This is a genomic window from Phormidesmis sp. 146-33, assembly GCF_052939515.1.
Genome location: NZ_JBJPHU010000025.1, coordinates 34097 through 52080 on the forward strand (window position 1 = coordinate 34097; position 17984 = coordinate 52080).

Here is a 17984-nt window from a genome sequence, read left to right on the forward strand (position 1 = left end):
CCCGTTTTGGGTTATGAGTTAGGTTGTTGTCTTCTCGTAACGCGATGACTCAATCAAGTCAGCCAAACTTTACCCCTCAGTTGCAGCACTTCATGCAGTTGGGGGGGATTTCTACGTTTAAACAACTGTCTCAAAAGTCGGGTGTTTCTGAAAAGCAAGTGATGCGTTTGCGACGAGGTGAAATCGGACAGATGCGGGTCGAGATGTTACAAAAACTAGCAGAAACTTTGGGAATTACACTCTCTAACTTTCTCGCAGCCTTCGCCCAAGATACACTTTCTCACACACTGTCTGTCGAAGATAACGCTTCATCCACCCAACAAGACTATCAACAGGAATACCAACGCCTTCAAGAACGCTTAACCCAACAGCGTCAAGAACTGTGGCAAGAATTTCAGCAAATGAGTTTACAAACGCTAGAGCCGTGGATTTTACAATGGTCGGCGGCCAGCTATGCAGCACAACAAAATTCGCAACTAGCTGCTGTAAAATTGCTTCCCTTAATGCGTCCTGTTGAGCGACTGTTGGCAGACTGGGAAATTGAAGCGATCGCTTCCGTGGCTGTTGAGATTCCCTACAATCCTCAAGAACACCAACTGATGGACGGCACCGCAGAAATCGGAGCATTGGTCAGAGTGCGCTATGCGGGATATCGTCAGGGCGATCGCTTACTCTATCGGGCTAAGGTGAGTCCTGTTTAAGCGCCAGGTCGATCGCTGCGATGTTGACGATCAGTTGTCAGAAACTCAATGTCTCGCTGATGTCGCTGAACGATTTGTAAAAGGGCTTCGGCTGTTTTTCGCAGTTCGACGCTTTCTTGTCGTTGACTTTGTGCAGTATTGTTGAGAACTTCGATCGCTGTTCTCAGTTCAGCATTGAGGGCAAACTGACTTTCCATCATGGCTTCAAGTCGATCCAAACGTTCTGACATCGCAAATTCCTGAACCGTGCCATTTCAGTGTAAGAAGAAAATCTACCTTTTGAGGCGGGGAATCGATCGCGTTCACCTTGCCCTTCCTCCTTATGACTGATGCTCAGATTGGTTGCGATTTGTTGCAATAGTCAAAGTACAGCAATGCTGGAGAGCGATTCAAATGCGTAAGTTAAATATTGGATTAACGGATGAACAGCGTCAGGGTGTCTGTGAACTCTTGAACCGTGACCTGTCAAACACCTATCTGTTGGTGATCAAAACCAAAAAATATCACTGGGATGTCACCGGCCCTGAGTTTCGTTCACTGCATCAATTGTGGGACGAGCAATATCAGATTTTGAGTGAAAACATTGACTCGATCGCAGAACGGATTCGCACTCTGGGCAACTTCCCTGTCGGCACAGCAGAAGGGTTTTTGCAGTATTCCACAATCAAAGAACACACAGGTGATGTGCCTCCCTCGGATGGTATGGTGACAAACCTGGTGGAGGATCACGAAGAAATTATTCGCAACCTGCGCGAACACATTGACCAATGCTCCGAAGAATTCCACGATGAAGGAACGGCTGACTTCCTCACCGGATTGATGGAAGGACACGAAGAAATGGCCTGGATGCTACGCTCTTTTGTCGAAGGTAAGGCTATCAAGCCCGATGGTCAACAGGCTCCTGCCGAGATCAAGTTTCCTGCTGGAGTTGGCGCAAGCTAAGACAAGTAGATTTGATTGAGTTATTGCTTCGTTGTTGAGATCTTCGCCCCCCAACCCCCCAATTTGGGGGACTTGTAGAACTTCGATTTACTTTGATTTAAGTCCTTTGATTGTGGAAGTGGTTGTGGAAGTGGTTGTGGGAGTGATTGTGGGAGGTTTAGGGAATGCTCTCAAACCTGAAGTGAAGGAGTTCATTGAACTGTGCTAATCAACGTGTCTAATGATCGAATTTACGTCTATTAGACAGCGATCGCTTCCTTAAAAAGCTGATTAGAAAATAGACGCTAACTTTAACCAGCGCGACAGACTGGCAGGGATTTCTGTATTCAGTCGCAATGGTAAACCAGGCGTAGAAATGGATTGAGCATAGCCAGAGGTGAGAAACGTTTCATATGTTTTGGCCTCTGGTGTTTGCTGTTTGATAAATGCCAAACTCACACCCTGAAGAAACTGACGCAATGGAGCAACTTCTTGTCCTCTGCGCTCTTTGACCAAGGTTCCTTCACCGATCGCCCCACTAAAGTTGTCCGGATCGCTGACACTGAGATGAGTCGTGCCGATCGCTGTCACCAAATATTTAGGTTTGGGCAATTGAGAAAAGGGTTGAAGCTGTTGGCTAAAGGTCGGCGCTAAGGTGTCTTCTGTGCTGGTCAAAATTAGAGTGGGAGTAGCGATTTTAGTTAAGCCTGACTTGCCAAAAATTTGACCGATCGCAGGATTAAGGGCGACCGCTTGCACGACTCGGCGATCGCGTAAATTCACTTGACGGTTGGGCAAACCTGATGCCGCACACTGGAGCCAATCTGCTGGCACTCTCTGAAGCAAATTCCCGCTTTGACAAAAGTTGCGTAGATCATCCAAATTGAGTTCTGCTCCGGCGAGGGCCAGGGCTTCATAGCCGCCGAGAGAATGCCCAATCACCGACACCTGCTGAGTATTTAGCTTGCCTTGCAGAGTGCCAGATTGTTGATTGAGTTGCGTCAGTTCGTCCAAAACAAAACTAATATCTTTGGGGCGATCGACAAACTCACTTGCAGGTACAAGCTGATCTAATTTGAGAGAAATAGGAATGCCCCGATTGGCGAGAGAAGGATGCTCAAGAGCCGCCACCGTTAAGCCGTGGGACGCTAAATGACGCGCTAGATATCCCAAAAAACTCCGGTTTGCTTCAAATCCGGGAGCGATGACAACCAGTGGCCCTTGAGCCGTTTGACTCGAATAAATATCAACTGGAATTGTGCGATTTCTGGCTTGATCGCTAAAAGTGAACGTTTGTTTTTGCACCGTTGCCGCACCCGGAACCGAGGGGTCAAATGTGGGACGAAACTCAGCCCCTTTTTGCGTCAAATCTCGTTCTAATCGCGAACTAATGGCTTGACTCTTCCAGAGAGAAAAGTTGACTTGAGAAGCCACCCCGATCGCTTGCGTGACATCGATCGTCACCGTCTCTTGCGGAATTGACTTCAACACACTGATGGCATCCAGTCCATTCGCTTGTCTGGCGGCGAGCCAAAATCCGGCTTGAAGCTGCTCGATCGTCAGCCCTGGAGAGGCTTGCTGCAAGGTTTCTAACAATCGCTTGCCAGACGGAGACTTCAGAATTTCCTCAACGACCTGACTGCCCAAATTGGGGTCTAGCTGCAATCGGCTCGTCAACGCTTTTCGCAATTCGGGAGTCAACACGGGCGAATAAAGCTGCAACGCTGAAGGAACCTCTCCCGTTTGGGCAAATTTCTCTAAATCAGTCACCCGAACCGACTGCTCAAACGGCCCCAGCCGCAAATTGAGCTTCTCAGCCGCCAACCCTGGTGTCGCCATCGAAAGGAACGCGATCGCCGCCCCTCCCACAATTGTCTTTGTCGATCGTACGCTTCGCTTCACCATTATCGCCCCGTGCCAGTCATTCAGGTCAACCCATTGATTGTAGGATGCTCACAAATTCTCTGCCTACCAGACCGCAAACAAATTAGCTTATCAAGGTAGCATCCTCAAGAAGCTGACTAGAGGAGCGTTAGCTCGGTTCCCTAAATCTTCTCAAGCGCTCGCTTTAAGGCAATTTTGACGCGATCGTATTCACTCTCAAGCTGGACAATTAAAGTCTCTGCTGCCTCAAACGTTTTGGTTTTACCGATCGCTTCCAAATCTGCACAAAGTTGAGAAAGCGTATTGGCACCCAGGTAGGCACTGCTTGATTTTAGGCTGTGGGCAGCCCGAACCAGGGAAATCGGATCAGCTTGGACATGGGACTGTTTGATCGTCAAAACAAGCTGAGGAGCCTCGCTCAGGTAGCACTCAAAAATATCAATCAGAGCGGGGCCGCTGCCCTCAAACAGGTTGCACAGGAGGCTGAATGCATCTGGATCGAGGGCAGCGGGTAAAGAAAGCGTTGTCAGGTGTGGGGTGCTTTCGACCGTTGGCGTTTGACTGAGCACTCGCGTCAAAGCGTCTAATCGAATCGGTTTACTGAGGTAGTCATCCATTCCGGCGGCGAGGCATTCTTCGCGATCGCCCTGCATAGCGTTGGCAGTCATGGCAATGATTCTGGGTCGGCTGGCTTTTTGACAGATTTGACGAGTCGCGGTCAAGCCATCCATTTCGGGCATTTGCAGATCCATCAAAACCAAATCATAAGCCTGACGATCGAGCGCCTCTAGCACTTCTAACCCGTTGTTAACAATATCCGCGCAGTATCCCAAATGTTGAAGTAAAAGCTGTGCCATTTTTTGATTGACGACGTGATCTTCAGCGATAAGAATTTTGAGTGGGTAGCGTTCCGACAGCTTTGTATTTGACGCAGTTTGATGATGATTAGAAGGGTAATCTTTTGCATTCGCTGGTGGGTAACTTGATGTGACCGCAGGCACCACGATCGAGAAGTAAAACGTCGAACCCTTCCCGACCTGACTTTCGACCCAAATCTCACCGCCCATCATCTCCGTCAAACGCTGACTGATGACCAATCCCAACCCCGTACCGCCATAGTTGCGAGTGATGGATGAATCGACCTGGCTAAAGGGCTGAAACAAGCGATCGAGGCGATCGGGGGCAATGCCAATTCCTGAATCTTTGACCGCAAAACAGATGACATTAGAACAGGGCACATCCGCCGTTTTCAGATCAAGTGATCTCGAAGAGATATCTGCTGGAGCAGACCGCACCGTCACCGAAACTGTCACCCCGCCCACGTTGGTAAACTTAATTGCATTCGCCACCAGATTGAGAAGAATTTGCCGAACTCGTGTCACATCGCTGACGATCGTATCCGGGGTGTTGGGATCGATCTGATAAGACATCTCCAAGCCTTTTTCGGCGGCTCTGGGCGCTAACAGATCAAAAACTCTTTCGAGACAGGTCAATAAATTGAACGATCGCCGCTCTAGCGCTAGTTTTCCGGACTCAATTTTAGAGAAATCTAGAATGTCGTTAATGATGGTCAGCAGTGAGTCACCACTGTTGCGTATCGTCTCTACAAAGTCTCGCTGTAGTGGGGTCAAATGACTGTCTAACAGCAGTTCTGTCATGCCAATTACAGCATTCATCGGCGTGCGAATTTCGTGACTCATCATTGCCAAAAATTCGCTTTTAGTCCGGTTGGCGGCTTCGGCTTCTCGCTTTGCTTTTTCTAGAGCGATATTTTTGTTGGTGAGTTCTTGACGCTGTTGGGTTTCCTGTTCTAAAAGATGCTTTAAAGCAAATTCTGCTTGCTTACGAGCGGTAATATTTCGCGCCACCAACATGACGGTATTTTCGGAGATGGGGGAGAAGTTTGCAGCAAAATAGACTTCTTGATGATTAACGGTAATATTGTATTCGCCATAAATCGTTTGCTTTGCCTCCAGAGCTTGACGAATGTAAGCCAAAATCATGTCCGCTTGCAGTTGTGGCAGCGTTTCGTGTAGCGTTGCGCCAACCATTTGATCGATTGGTCTGTAAAGGTTGCTAAGGTTGGTGGGGGCGATTTTCAAACAGAGTCCGTTAGAGTCTCTCACGATCACGACATCCGTCATCGCCGCAAATAAGGCACGAAGTTCTGCTTCGGAGGCTTGCAGTTGTAATTGAGTTTGACGATCGCTCCCTGCTCCCTCCTGCTCGGCTACCGCTTCGACTAAAAGGATCAACTGATTCTCAAAGCCTGCGTCGGCTTGATTTTCTAAAACCGTCAGATTGAAATAAACAGGAGCCGATCGGGGAGTCGATCGAGGAATATTTTTGAGTTCAAAATCAGGTTTCTGCTGGTGTAAAACGGCTCCAAGCTGATCTTCAAGTCCACGCAATTCAGGGAAGCTCGATCGCACGTCTTCACCCGACTGAACAGGCACCTTAGAGAATCGCGAAATGCCAGCAGAATGTTCCAAAATACAGAACTGCTGATCCAAAATCAGGTACTCAATGCCCCGCAGGGCTGAAAGCTTATTGAGAATTCCCAGGGATTTTAGTTGAGAAGGTAGCGCCATGAATCTCAAAAAATTTCAGCTTGATCAGCCAAATCGGACAATCGCTCTCACGATCGCTCCTATTATAGGTCTGGTCAAATTTCTACAGGTATATTGAATGACGATCACTTCTATTTTTTCCTGATTGAGCCGTCAAATCCTCATAAAGATGGGAGACAACGAGGGCGATCGGGGCGATAATATAGGTAGTGTTCAATACAGTTTTTATGTCTACCTCTACGTCGGGGGTTGGTTGCTGCATCTCTGTTCTCAATCAACAATCCGAAACGCAGCATTATCAAAATCAAAGTGATTGCAGTCAGCGAGACACTCCACCTCATTCAACCCCTTTCAAAAGCTGCACTCTGGTCGAAAATGGGCGAGTTGTTGTCAAACCCATTCAGCCTGTGACCGCTTCTAAAGAAGTGACCTCGTGAAACTGGTTATAGTCAATGTAGCGGTGTCCCTCCTGGGTAAAGTGAATGATATCAACAAAGCGGTGGTTCCAGAAGATATCTTGAGCCGCGTAGGTATGGCGAGCATGAACCACTTGAGTCACCGTTTCGTCAATGCCGCTTAGAGAAATCACGATCGACGTATTCATCTTCACCAATGCGTCAGCATCGTATCCATAAAGCGGACTGGACTCCTCGATCGCGTGCATCACTGTCCAGCTTAGATTAAAGCCTGGGGTTTGACTTCTTAGCAGCGTCAGGTCGTGAATTCGCCGCATGTGTTGTCCGTCGCTGGTCACTTCATCGCGCATCAGGTAGACCCGCATCTGTGCTTCTAAAATCTGATTGCGCCGCTTGTTAGCCGTTCTAAACATTAAGACAGGTTGACCTTCGTGGGGAGCGATGACCGCAACTCGACTAAAGACCACACGAGCCGTCGGTTTTGAGAAGCGGGCAAACGCCAACCCGGTCAGCACCGAGATGCCCACCAGACCAAACATCGCTTCAACGGTCACCACCGAATTGGAATACACCGTTTTGGGATACATGGCTCCATAGCCGATCGAAGCCAGCGTTTGTACACTAAAGAAGAACGCATCTAGAAACGATCCCGGTGTCGCGTTAGCAATACAATCTCCGCCCAATAAGTAGGCGATCGCAAACAGTGAATTAACGCCCAAATAAGTCAGCGTGATCAGGCAAAAGAACCCCATCCAGGGAATCGTCAGCACCAGATGATAAGGGTCGCGCCAGTAAGAGTACCAGGCTCCCATGCCAACGACTTGAAACCGTCCATCTTGAATTAGAATTTTAATCCTTGGCAGCCGTCGTTTCTGAGTCGGTTTCTTTTGTGCAGTTCTCATAATCATTTTGGAGAAGGTTAGTTCTATAGGGTCTTGTGAGGAGAAGATTTGCACTGATTCCAGGACATCTCACATCCAATCTGCAACGCCCGATCGAGAAGTTACTGACTGCGGGTAGAGGTAAAGATATCATCCAGACTGCTATTTTCAGAATTAATTTAAGGTTTAATTTTATGAATTCAAGTCATCAGTCGGGCTGGCGAAAAGAAGTTTTGCGAGTGATCTTGGCCGTTTCGATCAGCGTGGTGGGAGTGACTCACTTTTTGACTCCGATTCCTTATGTCAGAATTGTGCCACCCCAACTTCCGTATCCTCTGGCGCTTGTCTACATCAGTGGTTTCTTTGAGATCTTGGGAGGAATTGGACTCCTGATTCCTTTTGTGAGTGTGGCGGCCGCTTGGGGATTGATTGCTTTATTTGTTGCAGTGTTTCCCGCGAATATCAATATGGCTGTGAATCAGATTGCGATCGAGAACGTTCCTCATATCCCCGCACTCTATTGGGCGAGACTGCCTTTGCAAGCGGTTCTAATTGCCTGGGCCGGGTGGTACACTCGCAAACCTGAAGCGCAACCGGGGGCGGTGGAGGGATGAGGGATGAGGGATGAGGAATGAGGGATTTCTAGCAAAGAAGTTACCAAAAACGATGCAGTGGAAAAACTTCATCGAATTCACGTTTTAGAGTTTGAATTCGTCAAATTTGACAACGGAAGCTTGGGGATCTTTGGTGTCAAAATGGTAGCTGCTGATGATTCCAGTTCCGGTGTCTAAAATACTGAAGGCTGTGATCTCGTTGCTGGCGATGTAAGGCATTGGCGTTCCCGTTTCGTCTAGTAATGGTTTGAGTGTGGGAGTGATGGGTTTTAATCCATTGGGATTGTCGATCGCCGCATAGGTTTCTCTACTATCTTTGGGAAGCGATCGCTGTTTCTCTCCCACATAGGCACCATAGCTATTTCCTACGTTAGACGTTTCTAAAAAGTGGATTCCTTTAGCGTTGACAAATCGATTCCATAAGTGTGAGTGACCGTAGAAAACTAGCTGTACGCCTGAGCGTTCCAACAGCGGTACGACATCTCGAATTAAATAATCATCTGCTTGAGGATATTCATAGCGAATGGATTGGATTTTGTCTTTGGTGCGGGCGATTACCTCTTCGGGGAACTGCGAAGCAACCACTGGCACAGGATCGGTATAAGGCGGGACAACGTTTTCGCCGAGCGAATGGGGCGGATGGTGAAACATGACAATCTTGTATTTCGCCTGTTTGAAAGCTGCACTCTCAAGCTCTGATTCTAGCCAGGTATATTGAGGACTGCCTTGGGCGATCGGTTCAAAAATATGCTGACCATATCCCCAGTTTTGGGGCTGATTGAAATCGGATTGTCGCTCGCGATATTTGCCTTTTGCGTCTGCTTCCAGGCTCGGTGTTCGCCACATATTGGTCGCATAGAGAACCACTAATCTCACATCGCCAAAGGTCGTCGCGTAGTAGCGTTTTTTTCCGGTAGAACTTTCTGGAAAGGTGAAAATTTCTTCGTAAGTATCGGTGTTAAAAGAATGATTTTTGAGCCAGGATTCATCCAACTTTGCGCCGTCTAATTTCTCAGCCACCGATCGCGGAATGGCATCGTCAAACTGCTCATTTAAGCTCGTCCGCATTGACCATCGACCCATCACTTCATGGTTCCCGATCGCTGCATACAGGGGAGCATGTTGAATAATTTCGCCACCCTGATACCGCTTACCATTTAGCTGATAATTTGCCCGACCTTGCAGGCTAGGAAAGAAGGCATTCCCGCGATTATCGTCAAACCATTCGGACGCGCGATCGGACACATTGATCAAGTCACCGACACAAAAAACGGCATCGACTCGCCCGATCGTGTCCACCACTTTTTGCAGGTTGGCAGGCACCATTGGTTTGAGTTGATGGTCAGACGTGAGCAAAATTTTTAGAGGAGTTCCCACAGTTGGATTGGGCGCTAAAGTGAAAGACTTACTGGCGATCGCTCGACCATCTTCGCGCACGCTCGTCACCCCGTAGGGAATGCGCTGTCCTGGTTTTAAGCCTTCTACGATAGCTTCGTGTCGCCAAATCGGACGGTCGATCGGACGTTGATATTTTTGTCCATCCTGCGTTTGTTCTGCGACTCTAGAATTTTGATCTTCGCGGGTGCGGCTGAGTTTTGTGGTCGTCGCGATCGCTCGTCGCTCAAAGTTTGTCCCATAAGAAACCGTGTGGCGGCCCGTAAACTCCGTAAACCAGACAACGCGCACAGACGACTCTGTTGGAAGCTGCAAAAATGGATCGCTTAAAAGCTCGATAGGAGGGTGCATAGAGGCTACAAGTTGACTGCTCAAAACAATTGCAAACGTCACCAACAAACTGAAGATGAGCCGACTGAACGCTTGTCCATTCATGACTTTTTAAGATTAATCGACTATTATCCCAACCATTACCTTCTATTAACCAAACTCATTCGCAACTTTGATACTCTAACGAAAGAAAGTTATTTAGGGGTGATGACTCCAGTGTACGATCGCATTCCTCAACTGCATCCCTAAATCGTTTTTTCTATGAGGAGGTTTGCTATCGTAATTCGTTTTTCTATTCGTGGTTTTTTGGGAGTGGTCGGCTGTGCGATCGCGCTCACGGGTTGTGGTAAATCGCTGGATGCGGCTCAGATGGAGGCCTCCATTCAAGAGAGCATTGTTAAGCAAGGCGGAACCTCATTAACGTCTGTGATTTGTCCCAAAGATATTAAGCCTGCCGAAGGGCAAGTGTTTGAGTGCGTGGGCATTTTGGATTCTAATAGCGGATTTGCGATTCCGGTGACTCAGCAAGATGGTCAGGGCAAAGTTCAGTGGGAGGTTCCTAGCGTCAAGGGGCTCCTGAACATGGCTAAGATTCAAACGGCTGTTCAGGAAGGGTTACAGAAAGAAGTGGGGCAGGTAACGGTCGATTGTGGCAGTGGTGTTTACAAAGCAGCGAAGCCCGGTGAAATCTTTGAGTGCAAATTGATTAAACGCGACGGTAAATCAAGTGAGAAAGCCTCGACGGTAGATGTGAAATCTGAAGAGAAATCAGACAGCAAACCCGAAGAGAAGCCTGCACAATCAGAAAAAGATGGGAAAGTGATTGCGAAAGCGAATCCCACAGACAAAATTCAGGTTACGATCGAGCCTTCGGGTGATGTGAGTTGGCAACGGATTATTGAAGTCCCGATCGCGCCCTCGGTTGCCAGTGCTGTCCCCTCATCGCCTGCCCAGCCCGACGCTACTAAGCCCGACGCAAAGACAGAACCTTCTACGACCAGTTCACCGGCCCTGCCTGCGGGCAAATCTGCCGAAGAATTTCTCAATCAACCGGGGGCAGCCGACGATTTTGAGTAGGTGAAGGCGATTGGTTTAGCGATCGTCTGTGAGATCGTCCCAACAGCCACTCAGATTCCAGTTGCGGATGTGCCATTCGATCGAGCAATCAATCTGCTGCATGGTGAACCGCTGCCAGAATTTGCTGAGTTTTTTTCTAGATTTTTGCGGTCGTGGCTTTGAGTTTTGACTTAAACTTTTGCATTGCCAGATCGGTTTGGAATTCATAGCAGATCCTCGTTTGGCGATAGTTTTTGGGATGAATTCTCGTGGGCGATCGCGGGTAAAAAATTTGTACCTAAAATTGATATTTATTGCTGGAGTAGGAGTAGAATGTGAACGACGGTTTACGGTTCGTATGTACTACTTTATCAGAGTGTTGTGGCTAACGCAATGTCTGATGACAAATTTTGCAAACTATAGTTATCACAACTGCTATGAATCACTTTGGACAACAAGTTCGCGATCGTCGCCTCCAAGAAAATCTCAGCCAGGAAGACCTCGCCCAAAAGATCGGGATTTCTCGCAACTATCTATCTCAAATCGAGCGGGGGCAAGCCACCAACCTTTCCTGGCAAGTTCGTGAAAAACTCTCCGCCACCTTGGGACTTAAGGAAGAATCCCCCGATTTGACGACACAAGAAGAGCCAAAATTGCCGCCAAGTCTCGCTAAATTTGCCAAATCTGCGAAACTGCCCCCTGACGATGTGATCATGCTGGCTCGACTCAAATATCGCGGACAACAGCCTACCACGCCCGAAAAATGGGAGCTTCTCTACAGCGTGATCAAGGTGACAATGGGAAAAGGATAAAATCAACGAGTCGCTCACCGTCGCCGTCGATCGGGCAGATTTATGAACTATCGCCATCCTGGACATGCTTTTTTGGCTCGTTATGGCGCACTCCAACGTGAGGAAGATGTCTATTTATACGTGGACTTTTTGCGGCGATCGGCTGGATTAAGCGATGAACCTGCGATCGATCTCTCTCTGATTTACAACCACTTTGGCATTCCCAATCCCATTCGCGCACCGCTGGATGAGCAGCAGGGAATTCTCATTGACAGCAACACCGGGACGATTTTGATCAAAGAAGACGATCCGATCGCTCGACAGCGCTTTACCGAAGGACACGAATTGATGGAACTGTTGTTCGACGCTCACTTAGAGATCGCTAACTCCTTGCCCTGGAGCGAACAACGCAAAGAAAGCCTCTGTGATCAGGGTGCCGCCGATTTGTTAATGCCGCGATCGTCCTTTATTCCTCGCCTCAATGATTTAGGAATCTCTTTTGATACGGCACGATCACTTTCAGAAACCTATCAAACATCACTTTTAGCAACGCTGGTGAGAATGATTCAGCAAGGATCTGACAACGCTGCACTGATTGTCTGGCGTTACTCACTCAAACCCACCGAACACAAACTCGACAATCCCGAAAAGAAATTACGGATCTGGTGGAGAACCCAAACTCAATCATGGAGTGGTGGCTTTATTCCCAAACACAAATCTGTCTGCGATGATTCCCAAATTTGCACTGTTTACGAAACCGGATATCCCTACAGAGGGCGAGAAACGATTGACTTAGGCAGCGTTCAGATTAATTGTCAAATCGAAGCGATTCCCATGACGATCGGCGATCAATTCTGTGTCCTTTCGTTACTGCACTGTCTCCACTAATGTCTCCACTAATCGCCATTAATTACATAGTTCTCGCCAAATTCTTTCCGCACCTTTCCGACATGCTCAACCTCTGCCAACTTCGATAGGTATTGATTTCAATCCATTCATTATGCAAAGCCATATTCTAAAGTCTTTATCTCTATCTTTGCTCTTAATGCAGGATCAACAGTAGCGACGATCGTACAATCATCTTCTATTTTCTCTGCTCCAACCATTCTCGGTGCATAAGATCCGCGCACTTGATCTCATCCTCCCAAATTGAGAACGTGATGGAGATGTCGGATTCAGATTTTTCACAAACTGGTTTGAACACTGCCTGGCTGATTCGATTGGGATTTTTGGCAGTACTGCCGTCTCGAAATGTAGCGGGTGCGATCGGATCAATTTCTGCTCAACGATACGAACGCTTGCTAAAAAATAGAAGGTGCGCTAGGAGCGTTTTTGACAGAGGCTACGATCGTCCTCACTCACATTTGAATTATTTTGCAAGTAATCGTGGAGCCAGTCACAACCTTGATCTAATAGCTCCGGTAGATTGAGATCCCAACGCCACAAAACGATCGTATGGTCACGACTTGCCGACGCTAAAATCTGACCATTCGGGCTAAAACTCACGCTCTCGATCACATCCCGATGTCCCCTCAAAGTTTTGATTAGCTTGCCATCCCGACTCCATAATTTGACGCTGCCATCTTGACCACCCGTTGCGATTAGCGCTCCGCGCAACTCCGAAGGAACCGTCTGACCATTTGGGCTAAAACTCACCGTGTAAACAGGGCCTTCATCCCCCTGAAACGTTTTGAGTAAGCGACCTCGAAGAGATATCTGCTTCAGCAGATCGGGCAACTCCCAATATCGCACCGTTCCATCGTTGCCCACGGATGCAATCATCTGCCCATCTGGACTAAAAGCCACCCCATAGACTCTGCCACTGTGTCCCCGTAGCGTACTGAGCAACTGTCCGTTTGGAGTCCACACGCGCACCGTTTCGTCGCCTCCTGCTGAAACTAAACGCTGTCCATTCGGGCTAAATCGAACGCTGTAAACTCGACCACTGTGACCTTTGAGCGTTCTCAGAAGCTCTCCATTCCGATTCCAGAGTTTGATTGTGGCATCATAGCCTGCGGAAGCGATCGTTTGTCCATCAGGGCTAAAACTAACGGCGTAGACTCGATTTTTGTGTCCTTTTAGCGTTTGTATTTGTGCGCCATTGCGATTCCAAAGTTTGATTGTTGAATCTCGACTGGCGATCGCAACCATTTGCCCATCGGGGCTAAAACTGACAGCTTGAAGCCAATTAGAACCTTGAGTCAGCGTTTTGAGGAAGGTGAAATCGGTCGCATCAGTGGATGCCAAATTCCAGAGTTTGACGCTGCCATCTTGACCCGCAGAAGCGATTCGCCCATCTGAGCTAAAACTGACGCTATTGACCTCCGCTGTGTGAGCCTTGAGATCTTGCCGCAGCGGATTGTGAATTCTCCAAAGTTTCACCGAGTTGTCATAGCTTCCAGTTGCCAGCTTTTGACCATCAGGGCTAAAACTCACGCCATAAACGGCTCCTTTGTGTCCTTGAAAGCTATCAATCTCACTGCCATCTGAGACACGCCAAAGCTTGATTGTGCCGTCTTGATAAGCAGCCGCCAAACTCAGACCATCAGGACTAAAAGCAACGCTGTAAACTGATCCATTTTTGCGGGTCAAGGTTTTGAGTAATGTGTCCTGTTTCCAGAGTTTAACGGTGCCATCGTTGCTTGCAGATGCCAGCGTTTGATTGTCAGAACTAAAGCTGAGACTATTGACCTGTTGAGGGTGGGCTGTCCACTGTTTGACCAAATTTCCGTTGAGATCCCAGAGCTTGATGTCGCCCTGCTGTCCAGCCGTTGCCAACCTTTCGCTATCAGGACTAAAACTGACGCTGTAGACAGCTTTCTGATGTTTCATCATGGTCTTTGTCTTGATCGCTTCACCGTTCCGATTCCAGAGTTTAACAGTATTGTCCCAACTTGCTGAAGCAATCACTTTACCATTGGGACTCACTGCAACACTTTCAACCGCTTCTCGATGCGCGTTAATTGTCTGAACTAAATCACCATTTCGGTTCCAAATTCTAATTTTTCCAGTTTGTTCAGCCGTTACAATCGATTGATTATCTAAACTAAAGCTAATCCCATTAATGATGCCGCAGCGTTGAATTATTGATGTTGTCGATCGACAGGAAAGCGTTTTAATCAATCGTCCATCTGATTGCCAAAGTTTAACGGTTGCGTCGTCGCTCACTGATCCAATCTGTTGTCCATCGGGACTAAACGCCACACTATTAATTTTATCCTGGTGTCCCTGGAGGCGATTTAATTCGTGAATACTATAGGTTGCCAGTTGCAGTGCGTCTGTGGTCTGAGCCGTGAGATTATCTTTGTCTAACCGCCGATCGATATAAGGTTCCTCGATCGCTGAAATGCCTCGATCGCTGTTTTTTTGCTCAGATTTCCGTCCCGATAAGGGACTCAAAAGCTGCTGACCTGCTCTCACACTCGCCACCAGTGCTCCCAACTGATCATGCCTCAACAACAGCAATTGACTCGAAGCATTGAGGCTAGAAATCTCGGCTGCTCTGCGTTTTGCCTCTGCCTGCTGCATCAAAAGACGCGCATCTAAACTGACCGTGATCGAAATGATCGCCAACAGCGCCAGCATGATGAATCCCAGTCGAGCTACCCATCGAGCTTTCCATTGAGTTCTTGCGAGTCGCTGATTGGCTTGGCGTTCGGTTTCCAGGGCAAATTCTGCTTTTTGTCGAGCCTGAGTGAGAATTTGATTCGCCTGTTCTGCCACTTCCTTGGCGTGTTTCTCGGTTGCCAATGCCTTCTCAACGTCTCGCTTTTCTAACTCGCGACTGGCATCTAGAAACCAATAGTCGCGATCGCTCAAACTCTTGTCGGCCGCCCAACTCTGAGCTTCTCGCAGTGCATATCCCCGCAGCAACCAGGACTCATCGCGATTAGCTGCGATCCAACCCGCCAGCGCCTCCGAATAGGGACACAGCCCCGTCAACCCCTTTTGCACCCAGTCCAGGTCAAAAATCGCTGCATAAATCGGATTGGAAACCGTCAGTTTGCCTTGTCGCTCGACAACGAGACCAGAGAGCCGCAGTTCGATTTGTTCGGCGCTGTCATCGGGGGGAATGCCGAGGGGTGAGGGGTGAGGAGTGAGGGGTGAGGAGTGAGGAGTGGGGTTTGGGATGCTTGGGTGAAGAATTTTTTGGTAGAGTCCGAGGAGTCGTCCGGCGCGTTGTTTGTTGTGGAGGAGGCGATCGCGGATGGTTTTGAGGTGGGTTGGCTCGTCGTGAAATTCCCAGTGGTCGAGAATGTGGGATTGGACGAGGCGATCGATGTTTGTGGTGGATTCTTGAACGGCTAATCGACAGAGCTTTTGGGTCAGAAAGGGTTGTCCGCCCGTCCAGTGCAAGATGGCTTTCAGGGTCACGATCGGATCGTTGCCAAGCCCTTGGGCCAACACGTCTGCTTCGGGGAGTTGAAATCCGGTTAGCTCGATCGCTTGCCCAATATTAAAGGGAGTCCGTTGCTTATCCTGCATTAAATCAGAAGGAGTGGCAACGCCTAATAGAGAAAATGTTAAACGCTGGTAAGATGAACTTTCGGCGCGGTGGTTATAGCAAGCACGAACTGCCGCAAAAAAATCTTCAACCGGAAATGGAAGGCTAAGAACACTATCAATTTCATCAATAAAGATCACAATTTGACTGTGAATCTGATTCAGCAGAACGTCTTCTAAAAAATGACTCCAACGCTGAACGGGCGAAAGTAATTGACGATCGCGCCACCAACTCACCAGATCCATTTTCAGCTTAAAACTATTTACCAGACTTCCGATCAGACTGGCGTACCACTGTTCTGGGCTGATTTGCTCAATCCCGATCGTCGTCAAATCGATCACCGCGCAGGCGATTCCTTCAGACTGAAGCCGATGCATTGTGCGAACGCGCAAACTTGATTTTCCCATCTGCCGCGAGTTGAGAATGTAGCAAAATTCTCCTGCTTTTAGACCTTCATACAAGTCGCGATCAGCTTTGCGGGTGACATAGGTGGGAGCATCGATCGCTAGATTGCCGCCCACTTGATAAGAGAGAGGATGCATCATGGGAGGCGATCGCGAAAGTACTGTCGATACAATTCACAGCGAGGAATCACTTGATTTTCTTGAAGGTGTACCAGCCCCATACTTTCAAGCTTAAAGGACTGAAGCGTGTCGAGTTGGAGCGGACGATCGACCCTAATCAGCGTCTTGAAGGCCTGAGCAAGAGCGGGCTGCTGCTGCAAGTGAATCAAATGACGACGCAAATGATCGCTGTAGACCCCCGATTCAGTTGTGGCGGTTTGTAATAGCTGGTCGAGGGTCAGTTTGTGGTGAGCAATTTGAGAGAGCGCTTGTTGAATTAGATAGGGGTGACCGCCGACGATCGCCATCAGTTTTTCTACCTCAAAATTGCTCCAACCAAGCTGATATTTTTGCGTCAATTCTCGAACTTGATCGAGGCTAAATTCGGGTAGTTTGATCACTAATCCAACGCCGCCTAAAGGAGAGTGATTGATGTCTAACGCTCCGTAAACTTCAGTAGAATGCACGACGATTAACCGCAGCTTTTTCCAGATGGTGCCTGTCTCGTCTCCCTGGGTAGCTCGTTGATTCCAGCCCCGCAGCAAGGCACAAAAATCGTTAGCGATCGCAGCATGTTCAAACACCAGATCGACATTATCCAATGCTAGAACGAATGGAGTCGTGATTGCTGGCAGTAAATAGGTTTCAAAATACAGCGTGCTGTTATAGTTGCAGCCAAAAATATCACTCCAGCGATCGCTCAGTTGATTGGGTAAGCCCAAAGATTGAGCAACACTGGCGCAAAACCACTGAGAAAACTTATTTAAATTCGTAAAAATCGTACTGTCACACAAATCGAAACTCAACGCCTGGGTTTGGTAGCCTTTTTGTCTCGCCTGGGCCAAAGTTTTCTCCATCAGCCAGGTTTTTCCCATGTCCTGAGCCGCCTTGATCCGAATCAGCGCCCCTGGCTTCAAAATCTCCTGATACGCCTCCGACTCATAGGGATGGCGATCGGCTTCAGCAGCGATCTCTTTGAAACCAATCACACTGGCTTGAAGAGAACTGGGTAAAACCGTCTGCAACCGCTCGATCGGCCCCTGCAAATTGTTCTTTGTTACCTTTGTCCCGATCGCTTCAGAGAGCAGTCTCCATAACTCTGGGCCGACATTTCGCATTAGATGATCCAATCCGCACCGCTCCGCACAGTCCTGATGAATTTCTGTAAAGCTCTTGCCTTGCCACGCACCCCGAAAAACCAGTCGTTGCAGGTCATTCATCGGTTTTCCAGCTTTTTTGAGCAATAACTGATCAGCCAGCGCGATCGCGGTTTCCACATTCATATCAGGCAGACAGGACTTTTCCTCATTAAAACTCACTTTTTGGTAGCGTCAAAGCCGAACTTGCCCAAAGGTCAG

Annotated in this window: 16 protein-coding genes; 7 read left to right on the top strand and 9 right to left on the bottom strand. The window is 48.3% G+C overall.

The annotated features are described in order from the left end of the window. Nucleotides 1-44 precede the first annotated feature (44 nt). Nucleotides 45-701 carry a helix-turn-helix domain-containing protein gene (locus tag ACJ2PR_RS12465; protein ID WP_446877220.1) on the top strand — a complete coding sequence of 219 codons (657 nt, stop codon included), beginning with the start codon at nucleotides 45-47 and terminating at the stop codon, nucleotides 699-701. Here ACJ2PR_RS12465 and ACJ2PR_RS12470 read toward each other — a convergent pair. Continuing rightward, entirely contained in the window at nucleotides 698-931 is a 234-nt protein-coding gene (locus ACJ2PR_RS12470) for a hypothetical protein (RefSeq protein ID WP_446877221.1), read from the bottom strand. The two genes, ACJ2PR_RS12465 and ACJ2PR_RS12470, sit on opposite strands and share 4 nt — an antisense overlap. A gap of 163 nt (nucleotides 932-1094) precedes the next feature. On the opposite strand from ACJ2PR_RS12470, the gene ACJ2PR_RS12475 reads away from it, so the two are divergent. Beyond that, nucleotides 1095-1643, top strand: coding sequence for a Dps family protein (locus ACJ2PR_RS12475; RefSeq protein WP_446860265.1), 549 nt, complete (start codon nucleotides 1095-1097; stop codon nucleotides 1641-1643). Between the two features lie 270 nt (nucleotides 1644-1913). On the opposite strand, the gene ACJ2PR_RS12480 is transcribed toward ACJ2PR_RS12475, so the two are convergent. The 4 genes from ACJ2PR_RS12480 to ACJ2PR_RS12495 form a co-directional block, all read right to left on the bottom strand. Further along, on the bottom strand, nucleotides 1914-3527 hold the full coding sequence (locus ACJ2PR_RS12480; protein ID WP_446877222.1) for an alpha/beta hydrolase: 1614 nt from the start codon (nucleotides 3525-3527) through the stop codon (nucleotides 1914-1916). A gap of 140 nt (nucleotides 3528-3667) precedes the next feature. Beyond that, a complete protein-coding gene (locus ACJ2PR_RS12485; protein WP_446877223.1) occupies nucleotides 3668-6097 on the bottom strand; it encodes a response regulator in 2430 nt (809 codons plus the stop codon). An 82-nt stretch (nucleotides 6098-6179) separates the two neighbouring features. Then, nucleotides 6180-6338, bottom strand: a complete 159-nt coding sequence (locus ACJ2PR_RS12490; protein ID WP_446877224.1) for a hypothetical protein — start codon at nucleotides 6336-6338, stop codon at nucleotides 6180-6182. A 138-nt stretch (nucleotides 6339-6476) separates the two neighbouring features. Further along, the gene (locus tag ACJ2PR_RS12495) at nucleotides 6477-7394 is read right to left on the bottom strand and encodes an ion channel (RefSeq protein ID WP_446877225.1); all 918 of its coding nucleotides are present in this window, start codon (nucleotides 7392-7394) and stop codon (nucleotides 6477-6479) included. A gap of 173 nt (nucleotides 7395-7567) precedes the next feature. Between ACJ2PR_RS12495 and ACJ2PR_RS12500 the strand changes: the two genes are divergently transcribed. Beyond that, nucleotides 7568-7987 (top strand): DoxX family protein, encoded by a 420-nt coding sequence (locus ACJ2PR_RS12500; protein WP_446877226.1) that lies wholly within the window; start codon nucleotides 7568-7570, stop codon nucleotides 7985-7987. 84 nt (nucleotides 7988-8071) lie between these two features. On the opposite strand, the gene ACJ2PR_RS12505 is transcribed toward ACJ2PR_RS12500, so the two are convergent. Continuing rightward, nucleotides 8072-9733 carry a metallophosphoesterase family protein gene (locus tag ACJ2PR_RS12505; protein ID WP_446877227.1) on the bottom strand — a complete coding sequence of 554 codons (1662 nt, stop codon included), beginning with the start codon at nucleotides 9731-9733 and terminating at the stop codon, nucleotides 8072-8074. Between the two features lie 12 nt (nucleotides 9734-9745). On the opposite strand from ACJ2PR_RS12505, the gene ACJ2PR_RS12510 reads away from it, so the two are divergent. Then, entirely contained in the window at nucleotides 9746-9961 is a 216-nt protein-coding gene (locus ACJ2PR_RS12510; RefSeq protein WP_446868214.1) for a hypothetical protein, read from the top strand. 12 nt (nucleotides 9962-9973) lie between these two features. Further along, nucleotides 9974-10789 carry a DUF4333 domain-containing protein gene (locus ACJ2PR_RS12515; RefSeq protein ID WP_446877228.1) on the top strand — a complete coding sequence of 272 codons (816 nt, stop codon included), beginning with the start codon at nucleotides 9974-9976 and terminating at the stop codon, nucleotides 10787-10789. A gap of 15 nt (nucleotides 10790-10804) precedes the next feature. Here the strand turns inward: ACJ2PR_RS12515 and ACJ2PR_RS12520 are convergent, their stop codons facing one another. Then, nucleotides 10805-10996 carry a hypothetical protein gene (locus ACJ2PR_RS12520; RefSeq protein ID WP_446877229.1) on the bottom strand — a complete coding sequence of 64 codons (192 nt, stop codon included), beginning with the start codon at nucleotides 10994-10996 and terminating at the stop codon, nucleotides 10805-10807. Between the two features lie 209 nt (nucleotides 10997-11205). On the opposite strand from ACJ2PR_RS12520, the gene ACJ2PR_RS12525 reads away from it, so the two are divergent. Next, the gene (locus tag ACJ2PR_RS12525) at nucleotides 11206-11580 is read left to right on the top strand and encodes a helix-turn-helix domain-containing protein (protein ID WP_446860275.1); all 375 of its coding nucleotides are present in this window, start codon (nucleotides 11206-11208) and stop codon (nucleotides 11578-11580) included. Nucleotides 11581-11622: 42 nt separating this feature from the next. Continuing rightward, nucleotides 11623-12447, top strand: a complete 825-nt coding sequence (locus ACJ2PR_RS12530; protein ID WP_446868211.1) for an ImmA/IrrE family metallo-endopeptidase — start codon at nucleotides 11623-11625, stop codon at nucleotides 12445-12447. A 432-nt stretch (nucleotides 12448-12879) separates the two neighbouring features. On the opposite strand, the gene ACJ2PR_RS12535 is transcribed toward ACJ2PR_RS12530, so the two are convergent. Both ACJ2PR_RS12535 and ACJ2PR_RS12540 read right to left on the bottom strand, forming a co-directional pair. Further along, nucleotides 12880-16608: a WD40 domain-containing protein gene (locus tag ACJ2PR_RS12535; RefSeq protein WP_446877230.1), complete on the bottom strand. Its 3729-nt coding sequence runs from the start codon at nucleotides 16606-16608 to the stop codon at nucleotides 12880-12882. Continuing rightward, a complete protein-coding gene (locus ACJ2PR_RS12540) occupies nucleotides 16605-17945 on the bottom strand; it encodes an AAA-like domain-containing protein (protein ID WP_446877231.1) in 1341 nt (446 codons plus the stop codon). The genes ACJ2PR_RS12535 and ACJ2PR_RS12540 overlap by 4 nt, the downstream gene beginning before the upstream one ends. Nucleotides 17946-17984: the final 39 nt, after the last annotated feature.

Bases quoted from the DNA above. Each gene is read 5' to 3' on its own strand.
- ACJ2PR_RS12490 (WP_446877224.1), bottom strand. From the start codon at position 6,338: ATGCAGCAACCAACCCCCGACGTAGAGGTAGACATAAAAACTGTATTG.
- ACJ2PR_RS12470 (WP_446877221.1), bottom strand. From the start codon at position 931: ATGTCAGAACGTTTGGATCGACTTGAAGCCATGATGGAAAGTCAGTTT.
- ACJ2PR_RS12505 (WP_446877227.1), bottom strand. From the start codon at position 9,733: ATGCACCCTCCTATCGAGCTTTTAAGCGATCCATTTTTGCAGCTTCCA.
- ACJ2PR_RS12525 (WP_446860275.1), top strand. From the start codon at position 11,206: ATGAATCACTTTGGACAACAAGTTCGCGATCGTCGCCTCCAAGAAAAT.
- ACJ2PR_RS12535 (WP_446877230.1), bottom strand. From the start codon at position 16,608: ATGATGCATCCTCTCTCTTATCAAGTGGGCGGCAATCTAGCGATCGAT.
- ACJ2PR_RS12500 (WP_446877226.1), top strand. From the start codon at position 7,568: ATGAATTCAAGTCATCAGTCGGGCTGGCGAAAAGAAGTTTTGCGAGTG.
- ACJ2PR_RS12465 (WP_446877220.1), top strand. From the start codon at position 45: ATGACTCAATCAAGTCAGCCAAACTTTACCCCTCAGTTGCAGCACTTC.
- ACJ2PR_RS12475 (WP_446860265.1), top strand. From the start codon at position 1,095: ATGCGTAAGTTAAATATTGGATTAACGGATGAACAGCGTCAGGGTGTC.
- ACJ2PR_RS12485 (WP_446877223.1), bottom strand. From the start codon at position 6,097: ATGGCGCTACCTTCTCAACTAAAATCCCTGGGAATTCTCAATAAGCTT.
- ACJ2PR_RS12520 (WP_446877229.1), bottom strand. From the start codon at position 10,996: ATGAATTCCAAACCGATCTGGCAATGCAAAAGTTTAAGTCAAAACTCA.
- ACJ2PR_RS12480 (WP_446877222.1), bottom strand. From the start codon at position 3,527: ATGGTGAAGCGAAGCGTACGATCGACAAAGACAATTGTGGGAGGGGCG.
- ACJ2PR_RS12515 (WP_446877228.1), top strand. From the start codon at position 9,974: ATGAGGAGGTTTGCTATCGTAATTCGTTTTTCTATTCGTGGTTTTTTG.
- ACJ2PR_RS12495 (WP_446877225.1), bottom strand. From the start codon at position 7,394: ATGAGAACTGCACAAAAGAAACCGACTCAGAAACGACGGCTGCCAAGG.
- ACJ2PR_RS12530 (WP_446868211.1), top strand. From the start codon at position 11,623: ATGAACTATCGCCATCCTGGACATGCTTTTTTGGCTCGTTATGGCGCA.